Here is a 25206-nt window from a genome sequence, read left to right as displayed (position 1 = left end):
GGCTATGCGCGACGAAGCCAGACGGCGGCGTCCGTGGGCAGCCGGTCGCCGTCGAGGGGTGTACTCGCCAGCAGCACCTCGCTGTGCGCCGGCAGGTCGATCGGTGCGGGCGACAGATTCACCACGCAGGTGAATCCCGGATCGCGGTCGAAGGCCACCACGCCCTCGGGCAGGTCCTCGCGCCACGCGATCGCCCCCGCGCCGAGCGCTTCCAGGTCACAGCGGAGGGAGAGCGCGGTGCGGTAGAGATTCAGCATCGAGCCTTCCTGTCGGGACTGCGCCGCGACGGAGAGACCGGCCCAGTCCGACGGCTGCGGCAGCCACGGCTGCGCGTGCGCATCGGCAGGGGAAAAGCCGTACGGCGCAACGGTTCCCGACCACGGGATCGGCACGCGGCAGCCGTCCCGGCCGGCGTCCACGCCGTTCGTGCGGTGGAACATCGGGTCCTGGCGCGCACTGTCCGGCAGATCCTCGACCTCGGGCAGCCCGAGTTCCTCGCCCTGGTAGACGTACACGCCGCCGGGCAGCGCCATCGACAGCAGCGCCGCCGCACGGGCCCGCCGCGTGCCGAGCGCCGCATCGGTGGGACTCCTGTGCAGCGCACCGCCGAACGCGAACGTCGTGTCCGCCCGCCCGTAGCGGGTCACGTGGCGCGTGGTGTCGTGGTTGGACAGCACCCAGGTGGGATGCGCGGCGACCGGAGCGTGCGCGGCGAGCGTGGCGTCCACGACCTTCCGCAGGGACGAGGCCTCCCACGCCGAGCAGAGGAACTCGAAGTTGAACGCCGTGTGCAGCTCGTCCGGCCGCAGGTAGGCGCTGAAGCGTTCGTGGTCGGGCAGCCAGATCTCGCCGATGAGCAGCCGGTCGCCGGGGTACGTGTCCGCGACGCGCCGCCACTCGCGGTAGATGTCGTGGATGCCGTCGCGATCCGTGTACGACTCGGGGTGGCCGAGCGCGAAGTCCTTCAGCAGCACGGCGACCGAGTCGATGCGGATACCGTCGACGCCGCGGTCCAGCCAGAAGCGCACGATGTCGAGGAACTCGGCCCGCACCTCGGGGTTGTGCCAGTTGAAGTCCGGCTGGGCGGTGTCGAACAGGTGCAGGTACCACTGTCCATCGTGGACCTGCGTCCAGGCCGGGCCGCCGAAGATGGACTCCCAGCCGTTGGGCGGCCCGCCGTCGACGCCGTCGCGGAAGACGAAGCGTTCCCGTTCCGCCGAACCGGGTGGCGCGGCGAGCGCGGCCCTGAACCACGCGTGCTCGCTGGAGCAGTGGTTCGGCACCAGGTCGATAATCATCCGCAGGCCGACCGAGTGCGCCTCCTCGACCAGCTTCTCCGCCTCCGCGAGCGTGCCGAACGCGGGGTCGATGGCGCGGTAGTCGGCCACGTCGTACCCGCCGTCGGCCATCGGCGACGGGAACCACGGCGTGACCCACACGGCGTCGACGCCGAGCCCGGCGAGGTACGGCAGGCGGGCGCGCAGGCCGGCGAGGTCGCCGACGCCGTCGCCGTTCCCGTCGGCGAAGCTGCGGATGTACACCTGGTAGATGGCGGCACCGGGCCACCACGGCTGTTCTGTGTTGATGACAGTCCTCATCCCTTGAGCCCGCCGGAGGAGAGTCCGGCGAGGATCTGGCGCTGGAAGATCAGGAACACCACGATCATCGGCACGCTGGCGATGGCGAGCCCGGCCATCAGTTCCGTCGGCGGCACGAACGACCCGATGCCGGCCATCCGCGACAGCGCCACGCTGAGCGTCTGCTTCTGCGGGTCCTGCAGGACGAGCAGCGGCCACACGAAGTCCTTCCACATGGCGATGACCGCCAGGATGGAGACCACCGCGAGGACGGGCCGCGACAGCGGGAGCACGACGCTCCAGAGCGTTCGCAGCCGTCCGGCGCCGTCGATCGCGGCCTGGTCGAGCAGGTCGTCCGGGATCTGGTCGAAGAACCGCTTGAGCACGTACACGTTGAACGCGTTCGCCGCGGCGGGCAGCCACAGCGCCCAGGGCGTGTCGATGAGGTTGACGTGCAGCAGCGGCACGTCGACGACGGTCAGGTAGGCCGGCACGAGCAGGGCCGAGGCGGGCAGCATGAGGCTGGCGAGCATCGCCCCCAGCACCAGGTTGCCGAAGCGCGGCCGCAGCTTCGACAGCGCGTACGCCGCGAGGACGCAGACGACGAGCTGGATCAGCCAGCCGCCGAGGGCGTACCAGGCGGTGTTGAAGAAGTACCGCGCGACGTCGAGCCGGGTCCAGGCGTTCGCATAGGCCTCGGGGTGGAACGACTCGGGGATCAGCGTCGGATCCGGCGCGGCGTACTCGGCGGGCGCCTTCACCGCGCTGGCGAACATCCAGTAGAGCGGGAAGACGAACGCCAGCGTGAACAGGACGGTCACCAGGGTCAGGACGGTCCAGTAGATCGCCTTGCCGCGCGGTCGGTTCAGGTCCTTGTCGGAGATCAGGGTCCGCATCGCCTCGCCCTTCACGCGTTCCGGTCGCGGGTGAGTCGCAGGTATATCGCCGAGAACGCCCCGAGCACGATGAACAGCTGCACGCTCATCGCGGCGGCCAGCCCGAAGTCGTTGTTGACGGCGAACGCGTACCGGTACACCAGGATCATCACCGTGATTGTCGACGGCGTCGTGGTGCCGGTGAGCTGGAACGGCTCGATGAAGACCTGCATCGTCGCGATGACCTGCAACAGCAGCATCACCAGCAGCAGGAACCGCATCTGCGGCAGCGTCACGTGGCGCAGCCGCTGCCAGATGTTCGCGCCGTCCAGCTCCGCCGCCTCGTACAGCTCGCCCGGGATCCCCTGCAGGCCGGCGAGGTAGATGATGGTGGCGCCGCCCAGGTTGGACCAGGTCGACACCAGCACCAGCGACAGCATCGCCGTGTCGGCGTCCTGCGTCCACGCCGACGTCGGCAGGTGCAGTCCACTGAGGACGGTGTTGAACAGCCCCGCCCCCGGGTCGTAGAAGTACTGCCACAGCAGCACGGTCACGATCGGCGGCAGCATCACCGGCAGGTACACCACGAGGCGGAAGTAGCCCTTGAAGTGCCGCAGTTCGTTGAGCAGCACGGCGATCCCGAACGGCACCGCGTAGCCGAAGACCAGCGCCAGCCCGGTGAACTTCAGCGTGTTCCACCACGCGGTGAGGAAGAGCGGGTCGGCGAGAACCGTGCGGTAGTTGTCCAGGCCCACCCACTCGGGGTCGGTGACGAGGTAGTCCTTCTGGAAGCTGAGGACGACGCCTTTCACCATCGGGTACCACGAGAAGAGCCCGAAGCAGACGAGGGCCGCGGCGAGGAACACGTAGGCGAGCAGGTTGTCGCCGAGCCTGCGGCGGCGCTTGGTCAGCGGCGGGGTCGCCGGCCGCGTGCTGCGACCGGCGACCCGCTCCTGCTGGATCACACTCACTTGGGTACTGCCGCGAGAATCTGGTTCACCTGCTTCTCGGCCTCATTGAGCAGCTTGCCGATGTCGGCGTTCTTGTCCGTCAGGACGCCCTGCATCGTGGTGTCGAGAACGGCGTAGATCTGTTGCGCCGCCGGGGGTTCGAGCTTCAGCGGCGTCTTATCCAGGCCGGCGACGAACGGCGCGTAGTTCCGCGTCGGCACGTTGCCGTGCTTCTTGGCCGCCTCGGCCTGCTTGGCGTCGTCCGCACCGGTGAAGAGGTTGGGCTGCGGCAGGCCGACGGGCACCTTGTCGGCGTTCTTGCGCGCGTAGTCGAACTCCAGCCGGTCGGCGTTCGCGTACATCCAGGTGACCCACGTGATGCCGGCCTTGAGCTTGGCGGGCGACGCCTTCGCGTTGAACATGAACGCCTCGCCGCCGCCGAGCGCGTTGACGCCGCCGGGCATCGGGCCGAGGCCGTAGTCGTTGTAGTTGCCCTGGTACTGGTTGACGATCGTGGGGATGTTGTCGGCGGCGGCCACGTACATGCCGAGCTTGCCGGAGCCCATCATCGTCAGCAGGTCGGCGTACTCGAGCAGCTGCTTGCTGCCCATGCTGTTGTCGACCCAGCGCATGTCGTACAGCTGCTGGAGGACCTGCTTGCCCTTGTCGTTGTTGAACGCGGCCTTCCACGTGTCGCCGTTCTTGACCGCGATGTCGCCGCCGATCGAGTACAGCTCGGCGGTGAAGTGCCAGCCGCCGGTGTTGTTCTTGCTGTAGTCGCCGTAGCCGACGTAGCCGTCACCGAGGTCGGCGATCTTCTTGGCGGCGGTGCGCACGTCGGCCCACGTCGTCGGCGGCTTGTCCGGGTCGAGGCCGGCCGTGGTGAAGACCGCCCGGTTGTACAGCAGGCCGAGCGTGTAGTTGGTCCACGGCAGGCCGTAGACGTTCCCCTTCTCGTCCTTGAACACCTTCATGATGTCCGGCTTGAGGTTCTGCACGGACGGGAAGTCCTTGAGGTACGGGGTGATGTCGGCGGTCTGCTTCTTGGCGATGAGCTGCGCCGGATCGGTGAAGTAGACGTAGAAGACGTCCTCCAACTGGCCACCGGCCAGCTTGGTGCTGAACGTCTTCGGGTCCATCTTGCCTTCTTTGGCATTGATCTTGATGTTCGGATACTTCTTCTCGAACTCCGCGACGTCGGCCAGGAAGTTCTTGCGGTTGACGGTCTCCGTCTCCGGCGGCAGCGCGTTGACGGTGATGGTGGTGACGCCGTCCGCGGAGTCCTCGTCGCTGTCGCCGCACGCGGCGGCGCCGGCGATCACTAACCCGGAGGCGAGCAGCAGCGGGAGTCCGCGCCGCAAGAGGGTGGGTCTCTGCATGGCAGATCCTTCAAGGGGGTGCAGGGTGGGTGGCACGGAGCCCTCACGGGCCTCGATGTGCCCAGAAGGTTAGGCCGAGGCTCCGCAAGAAGTAAATAGAACCCTGCAAAAAATCGCCAAGACGCAGGTCAGCTACCGGCAGATGTAGGCGGCGAAGGCGTACACGCTGTCCTCGCGACCGTTGTCGAGGAACTTCAGCACCTTGCTCACGGGCGCCAGGAGGTCACCCCCCGCCGTCGCCAGCACGGCGCAGGCCGACAGGCTCCACTCGACGTCGCGGAAGGAGTCCGGGAACCGCGCGCGGGCCGCGTCGAAGGCCAGCCACTCGTAGCCGGGGCGGCTGTTCCAGCGCAGGACCTCACCCACGTACATACCGGCGCGGATCACGGTGCGGCCCCAGGACGACTCCGCGTCGCCCTCGAACGCGCCGCTGATCACCTCCGGCGGCCGGTGCGCGTGGAGGTGGTCGAGATAGTCGTCGACCACGAGCAGGCTGCTCACCGAGAAGTCCAGCCGGGACCGGTCGAGGTGTTCGGGGTACACGAGCCGGCCGTCGCAGCGCGCCTCCTCGGCGAACATCGCCGCGAGCGTCGCCGCCGCCTCGCCCGGCGCCGGGGTCCGGCGACGCCACGGAAGCCGCATCCCACCAGCGTAGGGAGCTTGCGGGCGCCCCGTCAGCGGATCGGGTCAGCGGGTGGCGGCCGGGCCGGTGCTGCCGCGCACCACGAGCTCCGGTTCGAACAGAAGCTCGTCCGTGGAGACGGAGGCCCGGTCGATCTGTCCCACCAGCAGCTCGACGGCGGCCCGACCCATCGCCTCGATCGGCTGGCGCACGGTGGTCAGCGGCGGGTCGGTGCAGTTCATCAGCGCGGAGTCGTCGTAGCCCACGACGGAGAGGTCACCGGGCACGGAACGGCCGCTGCGCCGGGCCGCGCGGACCGCACCGAGCGCGAGCGGGTCGGAGGCGCAGACCACCCCGGTCACCCCGCGCCGCAGCAGCCGGGCCGTCGCCGCCTGGCCGCTCTCGATGGAGAACATCGCGTGCTCGACCAGCTCGGCGTCGATCCCGGCCGCGCCCGCCAGCTCGGTGAACGTCGCCCGCTTGCGCCGCGACGGCACGTGGTCCGCGGGCCCGAGCAGCAGGCCGATCCTCGTGTGCCCGAGGGCGAGCAGGTGGCCGAGCGCCTGCTCGACGGCCACGGCGTCGTCACAGGAGACGCGGGGGAACTCCAGCCGGTCGATCGCGGCGTTGACCAGCACGGCCGGCAGCCGGCGCTCCAGGATGCGGGTGTAGTGCGCGTGCGGCGCGTCGGCCTGGGCGTAGAAGCCCCCGGCGAAGATGATCCCGGAGACCTGGTGCTGCAACAGCAGCTCGACGTACTCCGCCTCGGTGACGCCGCCGGCCGTGCGGGTGCAGAGCACCGGCGTGTACCCCTGCTGGGCCAGCGCCCCGCCGACCACCTCGGCGAACGCGGGGAAGATCGGGTTCTGCAACTCGGGCAGCACCAGCCCGACCAGCCGGCCACGGTCGCCGCGCAGCTGGGTCGGCCGCTCGTACCCGAGCACGTCGAGCGCGGTGAGCACGGCCTCGCGGGTGGCCTCCGAGACGCCGGGCTTGCCGTTGAGCACCCGGCTGACGGTGGCCTCGGAGACCCCGACCTTCTTCGCCACCTCTGCCAGCCGCCGCGTCATGACGGCATCGTACGCAAGCTATGCAAGAACTTGCAATCCTTGCGGAATGGCTTTCGGCGATCTCGCGCAAGCCGGGACGCAAGCCACGACGCACCCAACGAATTCATCACATGATGAAAAAGGGCTTTCAACGCTTGATGAATTCTGGGTACCTTCCCCCCGTTACCGATGCAGCGCTGGAGACAGGAGCCCGACCATGACCGACACCGAGGTCGCCATCGTGGGAGCCGGCCCGACCGGCCTCGCCCTCGCCGGCGAGCTGCGTCTCGCCGGCATCGAGTGCCGGGTGCTCGAACGGCGCGCCGACGAGCCCAATCTCACCCGCGCGTTCGCCGTGCACGCCCGGACCCTGGAGATGCTCGACGGGCGCGGGCTCGCCGACGACCTCATCCCCCGCGGGCTGACCGTCACGTCCGTGGCCCCCACGCCGGGCGCCTCCGTCAGGCTCGACACGGTCGACAGCCGCTACCCGATGGCGCTGATCGTCCCGCAGAGCGGCACCGAGAAGCTGCTGACCGAACGCGCGCTCAAGCTCGGCGCCCGCATCGACCGTGGCGCCCGGGTCACCGGCCTCACCCAGAACGCCGACGGCGTGCGCCTCACCGTCGACACGCCCGCCGGTCCGTCCACAGTGGACGCCACCTACGCCGTCGGCGCCGACGGCGCGCACAGCGCCGTTCGCGAACTGAGCGGCATCCCCTTCGTCGGCGAGCAGTACGCCACGCACATCATCCTCGCGGACGTGAAGCTCGCGCGGCCGCCCGTCGAGACGCTCTTCGCCCGCAGGTCGCCCGACGGCATGGTGCTCTTCGTGCCGTTCGGCGACGGATGGTTCCGCGCGATCGCGTGGGACCGGCGGCGCGACACGGTGCCCTTGGACGTTCCGGTGACGCACGCGGAACTGCTGGAGTCGTTCACCCGGATCGCCGGCGACGACTTCGGGATGAGCGCCCCGCGGTGGTCGACCCGGTTCCTCAGCGAACTACGCCAGGCGGCACGCTACCGCGAGGGACGGGTCTTCCTGGCCGGCGACGCGGCCCACGTCCATTCGCCGGTAGGCGGCCAGGGCATGAACACCGGCATCCAGGACGCGATCAACCTCGGCTGGAAACTGGCGGCGGAGCTGCGCGGGCGCGCCTTCCCCGGACTGCTCGACACCTATCAGTCCGAACGCCACCCGGTCGGCGCCGGCGTCCTCAAGCTCACCGACCTACTCTTCAAGGCGGTCCTCTCGCGCTCCCGGCTCGGCGTGCAGGCGCGCAACCTCGGCATCCGCACGGCGCTCAGCCTCGGACCGGTGCGGCGCGCGCTCGCCGACCGGATCACCGGCGTCGGCATCCGGTACGCCGGCGACGGCCAGTGGGCCGGCCGCCGCTTCCCGGACGTCGACTCGGGCGGCCTGCACGGCGTCTACGAGGCGCTGCGCGACGGCGGCTTCGTCGTCGCCCACCGGGGCCCGGCCCCGTCGGTGCCGGTGCCGGCCGTCCCCGTGGGGTCCGCCGCGCCGCTGCTGCGGTACACGCTCGTGCGCCCCGACGGATACATCGCCTGGGCCGGCGGCGACGAGGCCGGGCTCGCCGCGGCGGTGGCGCACTGGTGCGGCGGCGCCGCATAGGTCCTGTCCGGTGGATCCCGTCGGGCCGCGGCGCCCGGGACGCCCCAGGGTCGCGGGGTCAGCGGCGGGCGAGCCAGATCGGGGAGCCGTCGAAGTCGGCGATCCGGTGCCGGGCGAGGACCGCGGCCCGCCGGGCCTCGTTCACCTCGCGGACCCGCCGCCCGATGAGGAAGACGTCAACCACCGTCCAGAGCCCCAGGCCGCCCAGGGTGAAGAGCATTCCGATGGAACGGCGGGTGTCGCCGAGATAGAAGCGGTGCCCGCCGAAGATGCCCACGACGCACCAGAGCGCATAGGCGACCCGCGCCGACTTGCGCACGTCGTTGTACTCGGCGACGGCCCGCAGCCCCTTCTGCGCCCGCAGGTGCGCGGGCACGGCGGAGGGCCCCGAGCCGATGGTGTGCACGCAGCGACGGTAGCGCACCCCGCCGGCGTCCTAGCCGCCGACGGTGTGCTTGAGCAGGGCCTCGGCCAGTTCGTCGGGGTGCGTCAGCATCGCCTCGTGGGTGCCGGGCACCATGATCGGTTCGACGCCGAGGCGTGCGGCCAGTTCGACGCCCGGCGCCGCGAGCGCGATGTCCCGCTCGGCGAGCAGATAGGTGATCGGCAGTCCGTGCGTCGCCAGCCCGTCGACGTCGAGCGCGTCCAGGATGTAGCCACCCGGCTGCGGGGTCAGCAGGTCGAAGACCAGCCGCTGGAGGGCCTCCGGTTCGTCCTGCATGAGCCGGCCGCTCAACGTGGCGAAGTCCAGCGGGACGGTGCCGTCGGGCGACGAATCGACGGTGGCGCGGATCCATGCCGCCGTCTCCGGACCGAGCGCCTGCGCCATGGACTCGTTGCGCCGCGGGATGAACGCGCTGAAGAACGCCAGGTGCGCCAGCCGGTCGGCGATGCGCGGGACCGCGCCGGTGATCGGAACGCCCGCGAAGCTGTGGCCGACGAGCACGACATCGCGCAGGTCGCGACGTTCGACCTCATGGACGATGTGATCGACCGCGTCCGCCAGACGCAGGCCGGTGGGATCGTCACCCATGGCCAGGCCCGGCAGCGTGAGGGCGTACGCGGCGTGCCCGGCCGCGCGGACCCGCCGGCCGACGGGGTACCAGCACCAGCCGCCGTGATTGACGCCGGGCACGAAGACGAAGTTCATGACCGGGACCGTAGGTCGCCGACTCTTCGACGGACCAACCGTAACGCCCCGATCCAGGCGATTCCCTAGCCGCGCGGGGGAAGGTCGTTGGCGGGCCAGCCGAGCATGCGGGCGCCGAGGACGGCGGTCTCCAGCGTGTAGCGCTGCGCCGGCGCGACCGGGTCGTAGCCGGTCAGCTGCTGCACCCGCGCCAGCCGGTAGGTGAACGCCCGCACGCTCAGGTGCAGCGCCCGCGCCGCCGCGGCGGCGCTGCCGGCCGTGAAGTACGCGGTGAGCGTGTCGAGCAGCGGCTGGGCGCCGCCGCGGGCACCGCGCAACGGCTCCAGCACCGTCGCCACGAGATCGACCATCGCGGCGCGGTCGCGCCCGAGCACCTGGTACACCAGCAGGTCCGCGCCGAGCACCTGACCGGCCGGAAGGCCGAGGCGCCGGGCCAGGTCCAGGGCGGTGCGGGCGTCGTCGTAGGAACGCGCGACCCCGCCCGGCCCCGGGTACGGCCGCCCCACGCCGACGGTGCCGGGCCGGTCGTGCCCCATCGCCTCGCGCATCCGGTCGGCCACGGCCGCGTCGTCGCCGCTCGGCACGACACACACCAGCAGCCCCTCCTTGGTGGCGACCAGTGCACTGCCCAGCCGAGACCGCGCCAGCTCCGCCGCCCGCCGGGTGCGCTCGTCGGTGTCCCCGAACGGCTGCTCGCCGCGCACCACCGCCACCACGTGCGGGGCGGTCAGCACCAGTCCGAAGCGGCCCGCGCGTTCGGCCAGCCGGCCCGGGTCGCCACCGAGGAGCAGGTCGTCGACGAACTCCCGACGCGCCGCCTCCTCCGCCCGGATCGCCGTGCGCTGCGCCTCGTCGTAGCCCTTCGTCAGCGCCACGATCGCGTCGTTGGCCGCGTCGAGCACGGCACCGGCGACCTCGTGCGCCCGCGCCGGCGGCACCGTCAGGTCGGCCCACGCCCGCCGGGTGGCCGTGAGGTACAGGTCCACCACCGTCCCGAGCGGAACGTTGTCCGCCGCGGCCGCCACCCCGAGACGCCGGCGCGCGTCGCGCTCCCGGCGGGTCAGCCGGCGTCCCGTGCGGCACACGTCGTCGAGGATCTCGGGGTATCCGTCCAGCAGTGCGGAATGAGCGGACATGCGTGACGAGCGGCTGACGGCCACGTGCACCTCCGATGTTCGTTGCCGGAACCCGGCAATCAAGGCGCGTCAAGCGTAGCCGGAGCGGGCACTGTCGCGGGCCCCGCCCACCGGGCACGCTATGGCACACGGGCGGTGCGGCACGGGGGCGCAGCGCCCGGGTCCACTGTGGACCGTGGCGGGAGGTGGCTCGTGAACCGGTTCGCGGAAGCGGCGTTCGGCTTCCCCACGGGGCTGTTCACGTTCCTGCTGCTGGTCGCCGTGGGCTACTGGCTCTTCGTCCTCCTCGGTGCGGCCGACGCCGAGGGGGCCGAGGGCGGGCTCGACGAGATCGCCGGCGCCGTCGGACTCAGCGGCGTCCCGGTCGCCGTCGCCGGCACCACGCTGATCGCGTTGGCGTGGTTCGTCAGCCTCGCCGGCGGCGAACTGCTCGGGCGGGTGCCCGTTCCGGGTCCGGTGCGGGCGACGCTGGCGGTGCTGCTGGTGCCGGCGGCGCTCGGCGTGGCGTGGGCCGGCACGCGCGGGCTCGTCGTGGCGGGACGACGGCTGTTGCCGACGTCGGAAGGGGCCTCGCGGTCGGCGTTCGTGGGGCGCACGTGCGTGGTGCGCACCCGGCACGTCGACACCGGTTACGGGCAGGCCGAGGTGACGGCCGACGACGGTTCGTCCGCGGTCATCCAGGTGCGCCTGGTCGGAGAGGCGCACGAGGCGGCCGGCTGGACGGCGCTCATCTACGGATACGACGCCGACGACGAGGTTTTCTGGATCACCCCCATCACCTGACTTTCCGAAGGAGGCGTCACGCATGGACGTCATCACCGCGGGAATCGGAGTACTGCTCGCCGTCGGCCTGCTGGTCGCCGTCGGCACGGTGCTGCTCGTGACCCGCCTCTTCCGCAAGGTTCCGCAGGGAAAGGCGCTCATCATCTCGAAGGTGCGCCAGGTGCACGTGACGTTCACCGGGGCGATCGTGCTGCCGGTGCTGCACAAGGCCGAGATCATGGACATCTCGGTGAAGACCATCGACATCGAGCGGACCGGTCCCGAGGGGCTCATCTGCCGGGACAACATCCGTGCGGACATCCGCATCTCGTTCTTCGTGCGGGTCAACAAGACCGTCGAGGACGTCATCAAGGTGGCGCAGGCCATCGGGACGCAGCGCGGCTCCGATCGGGAGACGCTGCAGGAGCTGTTCAACGCGAAGTTCTCCGAAGGCCTGAAGACCGTCGGCAAGCAGCTCGACTTCGTCGACCTGTACACCAAGCGGGAGGAGTTCCGCGATCGGATCATCCGGGTGATCGGCACGGACCTCAATGGTTACAGCCTCGAGGACGCGGCGATCGACTTCCTGGAGCAGACCCCGATGGCGCGGCTCGACCCGGCGAACATCCTCGACGCGCAGGGCATCCGGAAGATCACCGAGCTGACGGCGATCGAACACGTCCGCACCAACGAGTTCCGCCGCACGGAGGAGAAGGAAATTGCTCGGCAGGACGTCGACGCCCGCGAGGCGATCCTCGAGCTGGAACGTCGTCAGGCCGATGCCGAGATCCGGCAGCGGCGTGAGATCGAGACCGTGCGGGCCCGCGAGGAGGCCGAGATCTCCCGCGTCCAGGCGGAGGAACGCCTGCGCTACCAGACCGCGCACACCCGCACCGACGAGCAGATCGGCGTCCTCGACGAGAACAAGGACCGCGAGATCGCCGTGGCGCGGAAGAACCGCGAACGGGTCATCGCCGTCGAGGCCGAGCGGATCGAGAAGGACCGGCTGCTGGAGGTCGTGGCGCGGGAGCGCGAGGTGTCGCTGGCGGCCATCAGCCGGGACAAGGAACTGGAGGCCGAGAAGCGGCTCATCGCCGACGTCGTGCGGGAACGCATCGCCGTCGAGCGCACCGTCGCCGAGCAGGAGGAGGCGATCAAGCGGCTGCGCACCGTCGAGGAGGCCGAACGGACCCGCCAGGCCGTCGTCATCGCGGCGGAGGCCGAGGCGCAGGAACGTCTCGTGAAGGACATCAAGGCCGCCGAGGCCGCCGAGCAGGCCGCGATCTTCCGGGCCCGTGAGGCGATCACCCTCGCGCGGTCCCGGCAGGAGTCAGCCGATCTCGACGCGGCCGCGAAGATCCGGCTCGCGGAGGGGCTGCAGGCCGAGGCGGCGGCAGCCGGGCTGGCGGCGGCGCAGGTGCGCGAGCGCGACGCCGACGCGCTGGAGAAGGTCGGCCTGGCCGAGGCGGCCGTGGCGGCGGAGAAGGCCCGCGTCGAGGCGGCCGCCGTGCGGGACCGGCTCAAGGGCGAGGCCGCCGGCCTGGTGGACAAGGCCGCCGCGATGGCCGCCCTGGACGAGGCGAGCCGCGGGCACGAGGAGTACCGGCTGCGCGTCGAGGCCGACAAGGAGGTGCGCCTCGCGGGGATCGCCGCGCAGCAGAAGGTCGCCGAGGCGCAGGCGCTCGTGCTGTCGACCGGCCTGGAGAACGCGAACATCGACATCGTCGGCGGCGACAGCGTGTTCGTGGACCGGCTCGTGGGCGCCGTCACGCTGGGCAAGAGCGTCGACGGCTTCCTGGAGCGCTCCGAACTGGCGCAAGGCCTGGTGGAGCCGGTGACCCGGTTCCTCGCGTCGAAGGTCGCCCCGGCTTCGGCCAACGGCGGTTCCTCGTCGCACGACGGGGCGGCGGGATGACGGCGCTCGCCGTGGCCCCGGTGGCGGCCGGCGGGCCGGACGACGGCACCTACGCGGTGCTGCGCGACCGGCTCGCCGGCCGGGCCGCCGAACTCGCCCGCCGGGTCGCGCTGCTGGAGTCGCGGCGGGTGGCGGAGTTCGGGGACCCGGGGCTGCGCCTGCTGCGGACCGGCCGCCTGGCGTGGGACGGCGCGGCGACGCCGGTCGACATCGTGGCCGTGGACGGGAAACTTCTGGTCGGGGTGCGGCCGAGGCGGGCCGGCGGGGTCGACGACGTGCTGCGGGCGTACACAGTGGACGGTGCCCCGGCGCAACCGGCATGGTTGGCCGACGAGCGGCTCCTCGCCGACGTGGCCACACTGTTCCGGTACTTCCGGGACGCCCGGCTGACCGACCTGCGGGTCGCCGACGGCCTGCTGCTGGCGGTCTTCCGCACCGGGCCGGATCTGCGGGTCCTGCGCTGGGAGGTCTCCCCGGACGGGGTGCGCTACCTCGACGACCGCGGCCAGTCCCCGGTCGCCGACGGGGAACCGCCGTGGACCCGGGCCGCCCGGGAGGACTTCGTCGACGGTGCGGTCGCCGCGCCGGGCGGCCTGTCGGTGCGCGTCCACGGTGGACAACTGACCGTCTCGGCCCGCCCGGACGACCGGGTGTGGAGCGAGCCGGTCGATGAGCCGCTGCAGAGCCTCGCCGACCTCGCCGTGGCGTGGACCGTCGCGGAACCGTTGGTGCTGCTGCGGATCCGGCCCTACGGGGAGACCGTCGAACGCTTCCTGATCTGCCACCCGCCGTCCGGCACGGTGACCCGGGTCGACGCGGTGGGCCAGGGCTGCCGCCTGCTGCCGGACGGGCACGGCGTCGTCTTCCCGGGCGGCTACCACCTGGCCACCGGCGAGGGGCGGACCTTCTCGGTCGACGCCGCCGACCTGGCCTTCGACGGCGCGGTGCGCGCGGCGGACGGCACCGATGTGCTGTACGCGTTCCGCTCCCCGGTGGACGGGCGCACGCTGCTGATGCCGTACAGCGCCGTGCGCCGCGAGGTACCGGCGCCGCTCGTCGGGCGGGGGTACGCGCTGTGCGACGACGGGACGCTGGTGCTGCTGCGCGACGACTTCGTGACGCAGGTGTGGCGGACGCCGTTCGCCACGGTGGCGGCGCCGCGCTCCGACGGCCCGCTCGCCCGCATCGGGAACGCCGACCTCGCGGCCGCCGTCGCCGACGCCTCGGCGCTGCACCGCCTGGCGGTCGGGTCGACACCGGCGCCCGACCAGGTGCGCACGGCGTGCGCCCGGCTGCTCGACCGGTACCACTGGCTCGGCGACGCCGACGTCGGTGACCTGCGCGCACCCGTCGTCGCCGTCCGCGACGCCGCCGCCCGCGTGGCCGCCGAACGGGTCCGCGTCGACGCGCTCGCCGCAGCGACCGCGTCCACTGTGGACGCCGCCGCGGAACGGGTCGTGTCATTGGCACACCGGTCCGTCCGGCCCCGGACGAGCGCCGAGTGGACGACCCGTATCGCGTCACTCCGGCGGGAACGGGCCGGGCTCGCCGCCCTGCACGACCTGCCGCACGCCGACCGGACCCGGCTCACGGGGCTCGCCGACGAGATGGACGCGGCGCTGGCGGCGGCGGGGCGGGACGTGGTGGCGCTGCTGTCCGCGCCGGGCGGCTTCGCGGAGCAGGAGGAACGCGTCGGGGCGCTGGAGGCGAGGGCGGCGGCGATCGCGGCAGGGCCACCGGCGGGTGGTCCCGGCCCGGCCGGCGGCTCCGGCGCAGCGAGCGCCACCGGCGTGGCGGCGGCCGGCGGCATGGGCGCAGCGGGAGCAGCGGGCACCGGGCCGTTAGCCGCCGGCGTGGCGGCCGGGCCTTCCGGCGGCGGCGATGGCGGTCGCAGCGGTGGCGGTGCGTACGCGGCCGGCGCGGCCGTCGTCGCCGACGTGCGGACCGAGGCGGACGCCCTGCGCGCCCTGGGCGACCTCGTCGGTGGCCTGGACGACGTCGACCCGGCCGCGCGGGCGGATGTTCTCGCGCGTACGGGTGTGCTGCTCGGGCGGCTCAACGCCGTGCGCACCACGCTCGACGCTCACCTGCGGGAGTTGCGCGGCGGGGCGGAGCGGGCGGCGTTCGCGGCGGAGCTGGCGCTGCTGCGGCAGGCGGTGCCGACCGCGCTCGACGGCGCGGACACGCCCGACGCGTGCGACGCCGGCCTGACGGGACTGCTGCAGCGGCTGACCGACCTGGACGCACGCCGTCCGGAGACCGCCCCCGCGGCGGCGGTCGACGACCTGCGCGCGGACGTGGTGGAGGCGTTCGCGGAGCGGCGGCAGGCGCTGGCCGGCGAGCGGGCCGAGCGGGTGCGCCGGCGCACGGAGACCGCGCGGCGGTGCCTCGACGCGATCCGCGAGCGGACCGCGACACTGTCCACAGTGGAGGAACTCGACCCGCTGGTCGCCCGGCTGCGGGCCGTGCTCGGGCAGCTGCGCGACCTGGGCGAGGCGGCCGCCGCCGAGGAGTTCGAGGGCCGGCTCGCCGCCGTGCGCCTCGACGCCCTGCGGATCCTGCGCGACCGCGCCGACCTCTACGCCGAGGACGGGACGGTGCGCCTGGGCCGGCACCGGTTCGCCGTGCACACCCGGCCGATGGAGCTGACGCTCGTGGCCGACGGCGACGGGACCGCGTTGGTCGTCAGCGGCACCGACTACCGCGAACCGGTGCGCGACCCCGCGCTCGCCGGCGGGCACCGCGCCGCGACCGTGCCGTCGGAGTCCCCACGGGTGTACCGCGCCGAGTATCTCGCGGTGTCGCTGCTCGACGCCGTGCGCGCGGGCGCCGATCCGCGGGCCGCGGTCGACGAGGCCGTCCTGACGCGGCTCGACGAGGGGTACACGCGCGGCGTGCACGACCGCGACGCCGAACGGATCCTTCGTGCGCTCGCCGACCTCGACGCGCGGGTCGGCCTGCTGCGCCATCCGCCGGACGTGCGGGCGGCGGCGCAGCTCTTCTGGGCGCACGGGCCGGTCGGTCCACTGTGGTCGGTCCGGGCGCGGTCCCTGGCCCGCGCCGCGCGGACCTTCGACACCGCCCCCGCTGCGGCGCGGGCGGCCCTGGCGCGGGAGATCGACGCGGCGGCCGGACCGTTCCTCGCCGAGTGGGGTGTGCCGGCCGCCCCCGGCGACTACCTCGTCGCGGAACTGGCGGCCGGCCCCGAGGGCTTCGTCAGCGGCCGCGGCGCGCGGGACCTGCTCGACCGGTTCGCCGGGACCCTCGGCCCCGCCTGGGAGACGCTGCTCGCCGACCTGAACGCCCTGGAGCAGTCGCCCGTCGACCGCTACCGGCTGGCGGCGGCGTGGCTGGCCGGGTTCGAGTCCGGGCCGGACCTGCCGGAGGCGGTGGCGCTGCTGGCCTGCGCGGTGCCCCGCTATCCGGACGACACCGACGCGACGTCCACAGTGGACGGACTCGTCGGCACGCACCCGCGCGTCGTCGACGGCACGCTGACGCTGCGGCTGGACGAGGTGCTGGTGCGGGTCGGACGGTTCGCCGCAGAGGAGGTGCCGGTCGCGCGGGCCTACCGCGCCGCGCGCCGGGAGGTGCTGCGCCGCGCGGAGGAACGCCTGCGGCCGGCCGAGTTCCGGGCCCGCGTGCCGGACGGGTTCCGCCGCAACCGGCTCGTCGACGAGGTGTACCTGCCGCTGGTCGGCGAGAACCTCGCGCGCCAGCTCGGCGCGGTCGGCAGCGGGCCGGTGGAGCGTTCCGGGCTGCTGATGCTGGTGTCGCCGCCGGGTTACGGCAAGACGACGTTGATGGAATACGTGGCGAGCCGTCTCGGGTTGCTGTTCATCCGGGTGAACGGCCCCGCGCTCGGCCACCGCACCGTCTCCCTCGACCCGGCGCGGGCCCCGGACGCGGCCGCCGCCCGCGAGGTGGAGAAGGTGACGTTCGCCCTGGAACTGGGGACCAACGTGCTGCTGTACGTCGACGACATCCAGCACACCTCCCCCGAACTGCTCCAGCGCTTCGTGCCGCTGTGCGACGCCCAGCGGCGGATGGAGGGTGTCCGCGACGGCGTCGCCCGCACGTACGACCTGCGCGGCCGCCGGTTCGCGGTCTGCCTGGCCGGCAACCCGTACACCGGCCACGGCGAACGCTTCCGCGTGCCGGACATGCTCACCAACCGCGCCGACGTGTGGAACCTCGGCGACGTGACGGCCGGCCGGGACGACCTGTTCGCCCTGTCGTTCCTGGAGAACGCCCTCGCCGTCAACCCGGTGCTGGCCCCGCTGTCCACAGTGGACGGCGTCGACCTGACCGAACGCGCCCGCGCCGACGACGAGATCGCCGTGGTGCTGCGGCACGTCACGCACGCGCGCGACGTGGTCCGCGCGGTCAACCGCACCTACCTCGACTCGGCGACCCGGCCGGACGGGGCGCCGTTCCTCCTGCAGGGCTCCTACCGCGACCTGAACGCGATCGCCGCGCGCATCCTGCCGGTGATGGACCGCGCCGAGGTCGACGGGCTCGTCGCGGAGCACTACCGCGGACAGGCCCAGACGCTGACCCGGCACGCGGCGGAGAACCTGCGCCGCTTCGCGGAGCTGACGCGGCCGCTCAGCTCTCCCTGAAGACGGAGAAGTCCCCGCCGGTGCGCATGTAGGCCACCCAGCGATCGAACCCGGCGACGAGCGTCCCGACCCCGTCGGTGACGGTCTGCAGCAGGCCCTTGAGGAACGTCACGACGAGGTCGACGACCTCCAGGTACTTCCCGGCCGCACCGCCCTTCGACGTCGCGAGCTTCATCACCCGGGTGAGCGCCTCCTCGACCTTGTCGAAGACCAGGTTGAAGATCTTCTCGGCGTACACGGCGCCGGCCTTCACCGACTCGGCCGCGTACTGCGCCTGGTTCGACGCGGCGAGCACGGCCGCCTCGAACCGGTCGAGGTGGAACTCGAACGCGCGCGCGCCGGGGCCGTTCCAGTGCGCGTACAGGGCGGGCGAGAAGGTGTGCAGCTCCTTGTAGAGGGGATACATCCCGGCGGTGTCGCCGCCCTGCCCGGCGGCGCGGCGCCACGCGTCGGAGATGCGCCACAGCACGCCCCAGTCGCCGATCAGCGGCTGGACGTAGCCGTGCAGGTCGACGTCGACGTATTCGCGCAGTTTCTGCTCGAGCCAGCCGAGCTTGCTGTCGAGTTCCTGGAACGCCTGCTTGAAGTCCTTCTGTCCGGCCGGCACCTCGGGGGTGCCCAACTCGCCGTAGGACACCCGCTTGAACGCACCGACGCTCAGCTTCGGCGTCGCGGTGTCGAACGCGACCCGTTCCTCCACGCCGGAACCGGGCTGCAGCCGCTTGCCGGTGGTGAAGAGCGAGTCGGCGTTGTACTGCTCGTTGCGCTCGTACCTGCGGGCCGCCTTGCGCAGGTCGGCCGAGTCGGCCTGGAGCACACCGGCGCCGGGCGAGACGACGGTGCGCCACTCGGCCGCGTAGTTGCGCACGGCCGGACCGAGCAGCGCCCCGAAGACGCCGTCAAGCCCTTCGGTGGTGGCGCAGTGCCTGTGCAGGTACAGGTTGACCGTGGTGAAGTGGTCCCAGCTCGGGTCGAGCACGTTCGCCGAGAACGCGACCAGGTCGCGCGGGTCGTGTTCGATGGCGGCCATCGGGCTACCTCCGCCGGGCGTCGTCGTCGGGGGCCTGCCAGAACCGGCGGTGCAGCGACTGCACCACCGGGTCGGCGCTGTTGCCGGTGCAGACGTCGGACCAGCTGAGCCGCCCGGCAACGACCAGCTGCGCCACCTCGTCGAACTCCGGGCTGCCGCCCTCCTCGGCGAGGAACTCGGCGCCGTCCCGCCGGACCTGCTCGTGCAGCCGGTCGATCTCCCCGAAGATCTGGTCGCGGGTCGCGGCCAGCCAGGCCTCGAAGTCGTCCACGCCGGAAACGGTAGCGGCGAACGTCAATGAGAGCTAGGCGCGCAGGGGCGCGATCGCGAACTCCCCCACCGCGTCGGCGAAGGCGAGCGCGGCGGTGAAGCCGAGTTCGGCGCCGGCGCGGTGCGGGGCGGCGACGATGTGCCGCACGTCCCCGGCCCGGAACCGGCCGGTCACCACGGGGGCCGGGCCACCGCACGCCCGCGCCAGGGAAGCCGCCACGTCGCCGATCGTGCAGGGGCGGCCGGAGGCGATGTTGTAGGCGCGGAAGCCGGGCGGTGCCGCCTCCAGCGCGGCCACGTTGGCGCGGGCCACGTCGCGCACGTGCACGAAGTCGCGCCGCTGCCCGCCGTCCTCGAAGACGGTCGGGGGCTGCCCGCGTTCGAGCGCGGAGCGGAAGATGGCCGCGACGCCGCTGTACGGGGTGTCGCGCGGCATCCCGGGCCCGTAGACGTTGTGGTAGCGCAGTGCCGCGACGCTGCCGCCGGTCGCGTCGGCCCACGCGCCCGCGAGGTGTTCCTGCGCGGCCTTCGTGGCGGCGTACACGCTGCGCGGGCGCACCGGCGCGTCCTCGTCGACCCGTTCCGGGGTCAGCGGCGCGTCGCAGTGCGGGCAGGGCGGGTCGAAGCGGCCGGCGCGCAGGTCGTTCTCGCGCCGGGCCGCGGGCACGACCGGGCCGTGGGCGGCGCACCGGTACGCCCCCTCCCCGTAGATCACCATGGAACTGGCGAGCACGAGCCGGCGCACCCCGTGGGCCGCCATCGCGGCGAGGAGCACGGCCGTGCCGAGGTCGTTGCAGCCCACGTAGTCGGGCAGATCCTGGACGTCGGCGCCGAGGCCCACCATGGCCGCCTGGTGCACCACCGCGTCGACGCCGTGCAGCGCCCGTTCCACGGCGGCGCGGTCCCGCACGTCGGCGTGCAGCAGCGGCACACCCTCCACGATGGACGGTGGTGCGCCGCGGTGCGCGGCCGGGTGCCAGCCGTCGAGCGCCACCACGTCGTGCCCGCTCTCGCGCAGCGCGGACGCGACGTGGGTGCCGATGAAACCGGCCGCGCCGGTCAGGAGTACGCGCATCTTTCGTCACCAGGCCAATTCGGTCGTCATCGCGATCAGGAACGCCCACCCGGCGGAGGCGGCCAGCCAACGCCGTCCGGACGGAAGAAGTGCGGCCAGCGGCAGCAGCCACACCGTGAACGGGAGATAGATGCGTTCGACCTCGCCGACGGAGAGCTGCGAGGCCGTCGCGACGGTCATGGCGAGAAGTGCGGCGCCCGGGAACCAGAGCCACGGCGCGGGCCGCCATCGGGCGAGCGCCCCGACGGTGGCCGGTCCGACGGCGACTGCGGACGCGGCGACGTTCCCGAAGAGGAAGAACCAGCCGGGGCGATCCCGGTGGCCGGCCCCGAGCACCACGCGCCGCGCGGTCGCCGCCAGTCCCTCCCACCAGACGAACCCGGCGAGGGCGAAACCGGCGACCACCACCGCGACCCCGGCGAGCGCCGGCCCGACGACGCGCGCGGTCTCCCGGCCGCGCCACGCGGCGACCAGGGCGAGCGGCGCCAGCAGCACCAGCCCGTAGGAGAGGAAGAGGGTCGCCCCGAGCACGGCACCACCGAGCACGGCCCGCGCCGGGCCGCCCGCCGAGACGAGCAGCCACAGCCCGACGGCGGCGACCCCGGCGAACAGCGCGTCGGCGCTGGTCGCCACCCACAGCGCGGTCGGCGCCAGCACCAGGAACGGCGCCGCCCGCCGCGCGATGCCCTCGGAGCCGCGCCGGCGCACGGAATCCAGCACCGCCGGCACCGCACACGCGCCGACGGCGACGCACAGCAGCGCGGCCGGGGTGGGCCCACCGAGCCCGATCCGGTGCAGCAGCACGAAGACCAGCGTCGCCAGCGGCGGATGCCCGGCCACATGGGTGGTCCACACCGGCGGTGTGTCCACGATGTACACCGCGAACTCCCGCAGAAAACCGCCGATGCCCATCGCGTCGGCGCGCGCCACCTCGGCCAGGTACTCGTGCCGGCTGGTCAGCGGCGCGCCCAACGCGCGCGGGCCGCCACCGACGAGCGCCAGCGTCACCGCCCAGGCGACCGTACCCGCCCAGGAGGCGAGGAGCAGCCGCCGCCACGGCAGCGTCGCCGCCCACCGCTGTCCACTGTGGACGCCGACGAGGGCGACGAACGCCGCCGGCAGCAGCCAGCCGGTCAGGTGCGCCCGGTAGTGCCCGCCGACCGGCCGCGTCGAGCCGAGGTGCAGGTCGACGCCGGAACGGCTGAGCAGGTAACCGCCGAGCGCGGTGCCGGCGACCAGGACGGCGGCCACGGCGACGGCGACGGCGGGACCCACGGTCCGGGTCGCGGACGCGGGCTCGACGCGGGATGCGAGGGGCACACGTCCGACCGTAGGCGTGCCGACGCGCATCGACGGGACGCGTTCTCGGTTCGTAAGGTGCCGTCAGATTTCCGTAAGCGATCGCCGCCGTCGCCGTGGGTAGCGTCCGCCACGTGATTGACGTTGTCCTGCCCTGTCTCAACGAGGCGCCCGCCCTGCCCGCCGTGCTGACCGGCCTGCCCGCCGGCTTCCGCGCGATCGTGGTGGACAACGGGTCCACCGACGGTTCGGCCGAGGTCGCCGAACGACACGGTGCCACGGTCGTGCAAGAGCCCACGCGCGGGTTCGGGGCCGCCGCGCATGCCGGGCTGCTCGCCGCGACGGCCGACGTGGTGTGTTTCGCCGACGCCGACGGCTCCCTGGACCTTGCCGAACTGCCCCGGGTGGCGTTCCCGGTGCGCGACGGCGCCGCCGATCTGGTGCTCGGCCGGCGACGACCGACGAGCGCGGCGGCGTGGCCGCTGCACGGCCGGGTCGCGAACGCCGTGCTGGCGCACCGGTTGCGCCGCGCCGCCGGGTTGCCGCTGCGCGACCTCGGCCCGATGCGTGCCGCGCCACGGGAGGCGTTGCGGGCGTTGGACCTGCGCGACCGCCGCTTCGGCTACCCGCTGGAGATGGTGCTGCGCGCCGGTGCCGCCGGGTGGCGGGTCACGGAGGTCGACGTCTCCTACGGGCCGCGCGCGGCCGGGACCCGTTCGAAGGTGACGGGGTCGGTGCGCGGGACGGCCCGGGCGGTCCGGGACATGAGCCGGCTGCTGGCGGGTGCCCGATGACCGCCCGGCCCGACCCGGTGTCCCTCGGCGCGGCGGGGTGGGGGACGGCGTTGCTCCTCATGGCGAAGGCGCCGGTGCCGGGGCTGGTGAAGACGCGGCTCTGCCCGCCGTGCAGCCCGGAGCAGGCCGCCCGGATCGCCGCCGCCGCGCTCGCCGACACCCTCGACGCGGGCTCCGCCGCCCGCGCGTTCGTCGAACGGACGATCGTCCTCAGTGGACACCACGGGCCGCCCGCGGGATGGCGGGTGCGGCAGCAGCGCGGCACCGGCCTCGCCGAACGCCTCGCCCACGCCTACGCCGACCACGCCGCGGACGGCGGCGGCCCGAGCGTGCTCGTCGGGATGGACACCCCGCAGGTCGACGGCGACGACCTGGACGCCGCCGCGGCGGCCCTGGCGACGGCCCACGCCGCCATCGGTCCGGCCGCCGACGGCGGCTGGTGGGCGCTCGCCCTGCGCGACCCGCGGCACGGCGCGGCACTGCGCGACGTGCCGATGTCCAGGGCGGACACGGCGGCGCGCACGGTGGCCGCCCTCCGGGCGCGCGGACTGTCCGTGGCGTACCTGCCGACCCGCACCGACGTCGACACGGCGGCCGACGCGCGGGCGGTCGCGGCGCTCGCCCCGCACGGCCGCTTCGCCCGTGCCGTGCGCGAGATCCTCCCGCCCCCGGCCGGCGCGGCACAGCCCGGCGCGATCTCGGCCGACCCGCCGCACGCCGCAGCGACACCGGTCGGGGCGGCGCGGGAGGTGGGGTCGTGACGGCGCCGCTGGTGATGTACGACGCCGCCCTGCGCCGGGCGACCCGCGGCGCCGAGGCGGTCCTGCGCCTCGTCGACCTGAGCGGCCGGGCGGTGCAGGTTCTCGACGCGCGGCGCTACACCGGTGAACGCCCCGGCGATCGGTCCATCATGGACGGTTGCGTGGGGCCGGTGCTGGATCTGGGCTGCGGGCCGGGGCGGCTCGCCGCGCGGTTGGCCGCCCGGGGCACGGGTGCGCTCGGCGTGGACATCTCGGCCACGGCCGTGCGGGCGGCCCGGCGGTGCGGGGCGCCGGCGGTGCGCGCCGACCTGTTCGGGCCGCTGCCGGACGAGGGGACCTGGCGGCACGTGCTGCTCGCCGACGGCAACATCGGCATCGGCGGCGATCCGGTGCGGCTGCTGGAACGGTGCGCGGTCCTGCGCTCCCCCGACGGCGACGTGCTCGTGGAGTGCGAGCCGCCGGGTGCCCGTTCGTGGCGGGGGCAGGTGGCGCTGGCGAGCGGCGGCCGGATCAGCACGCCCTTCCCGTGGGCCTACGTGACGGTGACCGACATCGGGACGGTGGCCGCGGCGGCCGGGCTCGCCGTGGCGCGGATCTGGACGGAGGCGGGCCGATGGTTCGTACGCCTGCGCTGAGGGCCGGGCCGGTCGGTAGGGCACGCGCCGCGCTCAGCAAAGGGCCGGTGCCGCGGTTCACGTCGGCGCTGCGGTCGCCGTGGCTGGTGAGCCGGCTCGGTCTGTGGCTCGCGCTCGCGATCGGCGTGTGCTTCGCGACCGGGCTCTACAGCCACGCGCTGCAGCACCCGGCGTGGTGGTTCACGTTCCCGACGCGGCCGGTGAGCCTGTACCGCGTCACGCAGGGCGTGCACGTGGCGACCGGGCTGGCGGCGATCCCGCTGCTGGCCGCGAAGCTGTGGTCGGTGTACCCGCGGCTGTTCGCACTGCCGCCGGTGCGCGACGCGGCCCACGCGTTGGAACGCGCCGGCATCGCCGCACTCGTCGCCGGCACGCTGTTCGAGTTCGTCACCGGCGTACTGAACGTCGCCCGCGTCTACGGGCTGATGCCGTTCTACTTCCCGGCGGCGCACTACCGGGCGGCGTGGCTCGTCGTCGGCGGGCTGCTGCTGCACGTGGCCGTGAAGCTGCCGCTGATCAGGGCGGCGCTCACCGGACCGCCACCGGCGCCGGCACCGGACGGCGTGAGCCGGCGCGCGCTGTTCGGGTTCGTGGGCGCGGCCGGGATCGCCGTCACGGCGGCCACGCTCGGCCAGACCCTGCGGCCGCTCGCCGGCCTGTCCGTCCTCGCGCCCCGCGACCCGCGCATCGGTCCGCAGGGGCTCCCGGTGAACCGCACCGCCGCCGCCGCGGGTGTGAGGACGACGGCCGAGGAGTACCGGCTCGAGGTCGCCGGCCCGGCCCGCACGCTGCGGCTCTCCCTGGCGGACCTCGCGGCGCTTCCCCAGCACACGGCGACCCTGCCGATCGCCTGCGTCGAGGGCTGGAGCGCGAACGGCGTCTGGTCCGGCGTGCGCGTCACCGACCTGGTCCGCGCCGTCGGCGGCACCCGGGACAGCGGTGTCACCGTCGAGTCGCTGCAACGCGCGGGGCGGTACCGGGTGTCCACATTGGACTCCGCGCAGGCGGCCGATCCGCTGGCGCTGCTGGCGCTGCGGCTCGGCGGGGAGCCGCTGCACCCCGACCACGGGTACCCGCTGCGGCTGATCGCCCCGAACCGTCCGGGTGTCCTGCAGACCAAGTGGGTCGGCCGGATCGAGGTGTCCGCGTGAGCGCCGGTCCGCCGTCGAAGCGGCCGGCGGCGGGGATGACGGTGCGGATCCTGTTGGGGGCGCTGGGTGTGGGGCTCATGGCGTTCGCCCTCGTGGGTGCGCTGACGGACCACGACGCACGGCGGCCGGGGGTCCTGGTCGTGCTGGCGGCGGTCCTGGTCGGGCACGACTTCGTCCTGCTGCCGGCGGCGCTGCTCGTCGGCACGGCGGTGACCCGGTGGCTGCCGCGACCCGCTCGCACGCCGGTGCTCGGCGGCCTGTTCGTGACGGCGGTGCTCGCGTTCGTGGCGCTGCCGCTCGCGCTCGGGCCGGGGGCGCCGGCCGACAACCCGTCGGTGCTGCCGCGCGACTACGGGGTCGGGCTGGCGCTGACCGCCGCGGTCGTCTGGTCGGGCGTCGCCGCGTGGATCGCGGGCGCGGCGCTGCGGCGGGCACGTCGCGGGCCCGGCGTCGCCACCCCCGCTGACCCGGGCACGGGCGCCGACACCTGACGCCGACGAGGGCGCGGGCACCTGATC

Annotated in this window: 22 protein-coding genes; 9 read left to right on the top strand and 13 right to left on the bottom strand. The window is 73.5% G+C overall.

Annotation, left to right across the window (positions count from 1 at the left end; translation table 11 throughout):
- Positions 1–2: 2 nt before the first annotated feature.
- The 6 genes from Val02_RS03765 to Val02_RS03740 form a co-directional block, all read right to left on the bottom strand.
- The gene (locus tag Val02_RS03765) at positions 3–1598 is read right to left on the bottom strand and encodes a glycoside hydrolase family 13 protein (protein ID WP_203897400.1); all 1596 of its coding nucleotides are present in this window, start codon (positions 1596–1598) and stop codon (positions 3–5) included.
- Positions 1595–2473, bottom strand: a complete 879-nt coding sequence (locus Val02_RS03760; protein ID WP_203897399.1) for a carbohydrate ABC transporter permease — start codon at positions 2471–2473, stop codon at positions 1595–1597. Before Val02_RS03760 ends, Val02_RS03765 begins: the two co-directional genes overlap by 4 nt.
- Positions 2474–2484: 11 nt before the next feature.
- The gene (locus Val02_RS03755; protein ID WP_239152075.1) at positions 2485–3423 is read right to left on the bottom strand and encodes a carbohydrate ABC transporter permease; all 939 of its coding nucleotides are present in this window, start codon (positions 3421–3423) and stop codon (positions 2485–2487) included.
- The gene (locus tag Val02_RS03750) at positions 3420–4781 is read right to left on the bottom strand and encodes an extracellular solute-binding protein (protein ID WP_203897398.1); all 1362 of its coding nucleotides are present in this window, start codon (positions 4779–4781) and stop codon (positions 3420–3422) included. The genes Val02_RS03755 and Val02_RS03750 overlap by 4 nt, the downstream gene beginning before the upstream one ends.
- Before the next feature lie 132 nt (positions 4782–4913).
- The gene (locus Val02_RS03745) at positions 4914–5423 is read right to left on the bottom strand and encodes a hypothetical protein (protein WP_203897397.1); all 510 of its coding nucleotides are present in this window, start codon (positions 5421–5423) and stop codon (positions 4914–4916) included.
- A gap of 45 nt (positions 5424–5468) precedes the next feature.
- Complete coding sequence (locus tag Val02_RS03740; protein WP_203897396.1) at positions 5469–6473, bottom strand: LacI family DNA-binding transcriptional regulator; 1005 nt, start codon at positions 6471–6473, stop codon at positions 5469–5471.
- Positions 6474–6669: 196 nt separating this feature from the next.
- Between Val02_RS03740 and Val02_RS03735 the strand changes: the two genes are divergently transcribed.
- Positions 6670–8088, top strand: a complete 1419-nt coding sequence (locus Val02_RS03735; protein WP_203897395.1) for an FAD-dependent monooxygenase — start codon at positions 6670–6672, stop codon at positions 8086–8088.
- A 58-nt stretch (positions 8089–8146) separates the two neighbouring features.
- On the opposite strand, the gene Val02_RS03730 is transcribed toward Val02_RS03735, so the two are convergent.
- The 3 genes from Val02_RS03730 to Val02_RS03720 all read right to left on the bottom strand — a co-directional run bounded on the left by Val02_RS03730 (position 8147) and on the right by Val02_RS03720 (position 10374).
- Positions 8147–8494 (bottom strand): TM2 domain-containing protein, encoded by a 348-nt coding sequence (locus Val02_RS03730; RefSeq protein ID WP_239152056.1) that lies wholly within the window; start codon positions 8492–8494, stop codon positions 8147–8149.
- 30 nt (positions 8495–8524) lie between these two features.
- A complete protein-coding gene (locus tag Val02_RS03725; RefSeq protein ID WP_203897394.1) occupies positions 8525–9238 on the bottom strand; it encodes an alpha/beta hydrolase in 714 nt (237 codons plus the stop codon).
- Positions 9239–9303: 65 nt separating this feature from the next.
- Positions 9304–10374 carry a PucR family transcriptional regulator gene (locus Val02_RS03720; RefSeq protein WP_203897393.1) on the bottom strand — a complete coding sequence of 357 codons (1071 nt, stop codon included), beginning with the start codon at positions 10372–10374 and terminating at the stop codon, positions 9304–9306.
- A 192-nt stretch (positions 10375–10566) separates the two neighbouring features.
- Between Val02_RS03720 and Val02_RS03715 the strand changes: the two genes are divergently transcribed.
- The 3 genes from Val02_RS03715 to Val02_RS03705 are packed head-to-tail and all read left to right on the top strand — an operon-like array spanning position 10567 to position 17673.
- The gene (locus Val02_RS03715) at positions 10567–11157 is read left to right on the top strand and encodes a hypothetical protein (protein ID WP_239152015.1); all 591 of its coding nucleotides are present in this window, start codon (positions 10567–10569) and stop codon (positions 11155–11157) included.
- Between the two features lie 22 nt (positions 11158–11179).
- Positions 11180–13051, top strand: coding sequence for a flotillin family protein (locus tag Val02_RS03710; protein ID WP_239152004.1), 1872 nt, complete (start codon positions 11180–11182; stop codon positions 13049–13051).
- A complete protein-coding gene (locus Val02_RS03705; protein WP_203897392.1) occupies positions 13048–17673 on the top strand; it encodes a DNA repair ATPase in 4626 nt (1541 codons plus the stop codon). Before Val02_RS03710 ends, Val02_RS03705 begins: the two co-directional genes overlap by 4 nt.
- On the opposite strand, the gene Val02_RS03700 is transcribed toward Val02_RS03705, so the two are convergent.
- From Val02_RS03700 to Val02_RS03685, 4 genes are read right to left on the bottom strand one after another with little or no spacing between them, the layout of a single operon-like run.
- Complete coding sequence (locus Val02_RS03700; RefSeq protein WP_203897391.1) at positions 17660–18703, bottom strand: hypothetical protein; 1044 nt, start codon at positions 18701–18703, stop codon at positions 17660–17662. The two genes, Val02_RS03705 and Val02_RS03700, sit on opposite strands and share 14 nt — an antisense overlap.
- Before the next feature lie 4 nt (positions 18704–18707).
- Positions 18708–18974: a hypothetical protein gene (locus tag Val02_RS03695; RefSeq protein ID WP_203897390.1), complete on the bottom strand. Its 267-nt coding sequence runs from the start codon at positions 18972–18974 to the stop codon at positions 18708–18710.
- Between the two features lie 33 nt (positions 18975–19007).
- Entirely contained in the window at positions 19008–20048 is a 1041-nt protein-coding gene (locus tag Val02_RS03690) for an NAD-dependent epimerase/dehydratase family protein (protein ID WP_203897389.1), read from the bottom strand.
- Positions 20049–20054: 6 nt separating this feature from the next.
- Positions 20055–21368 carry a hypothetical protein gene (locus Val02_RS03685; protein ID WP_203897388.1) on the bottom strand — a complete coding sequence of 438 codons (1314 nt, stop codon included), beginning with the start codon at positions 21366–21368 and terminating at the stop codon, positions 20055–20057.
- Between the two features lie 113 nt (positions 21369–21481).
- Here Val02_RS03685 and Val02_RS03680 point away from each other — a divergent pair, with 113 nt between their 5' ends.
- From Val02_RS03680 to Val02_RS03660, 5 genes are read left to right on the top strand one after another with little or no spacing between them, the layout of a single operon-like run.
- Positions 21482–22141, top strand: coding sequence for a glycosyltransferase family 2 protein (locus tag Val02_RS03680; RefSeq protein WP_203897387.1), 660 nt, complete (start codon positions 21482–21484; stop codon positions 22139–22141).
- Positions 22138–22902: a TIGR04282 family arsenosugar biosynthesis glycosyltransferase gene (locus Val02_RS03675; RefSeq protein WP_203897386.1), complete on the top strand. Its 765-nt coding sequence runs from the start codon at positions 22138–22140 to the stop codon at positions 22900–22902. Before Val02_RS03680 ends, Val02_RS03675 begins: the two co-directional genes overlap by 4 nt.
- Positions 22899–23537 carry a methyltransferase domain-containing protein gene (locus tag Val02_RS03670; protein WP_239151994.1) on the top strand — a complete coding sequence of 213 codons (639 nt, stop codon included), beginning with the start codon at positions 22899–22901 and terminating at the stop codon, positions 23535–23537. The genes Val02_RS03675 and Val02_RS03670 overlap by 4 nt, the downstream gene beginning before the upstream one ends.
- Positions 23516–24688 carry a molybdopterin-dependent oxidoreductase gene (locus Val02_RS03665; protein ID WP_203897385.1) on the top strand — a complete coding sequence of 391 codons (1173 nt, stop codon included), beginning with the start codon at positions 23516–23518 and terminating at the stop codon, positions 24686–24688. Before Val02_RS03670 ends, Val02_RS03665 begins: the two co-directional genes overlap by 22 nt.
- Positions 24685–25179: a hypothetical protein gene (locus Val02_RS03660; RefSeq protein WP_203897384.1), complete on the top strand. Its 495-nt coding sequence runs from the start codon at positions 24685–24687 to the stop codon at positions 25177–25179. Before Val02_RS03665 ends, Val02_RS03660 begins: the two co-directional genes overlap by 4 nt.
- Positions 25180–25206 lie beyond the last annotated feature (27 nt).

This window comes from Virgisporangium aliadipatigenens, from assembly GCF_016863615.1.
Lineage (GTDB): Bacteria > Actinomycetota > Actinomycetes > Mycobacteriales > Micromonosporaceae > Virgisporangium > Virgisporangium aliadipatigenens.
The sequence above is the reverse complement of the archived record's forward strand: the minus strand, read 5'-3'. Positions and strand labels throughout refer to the sequence as shown.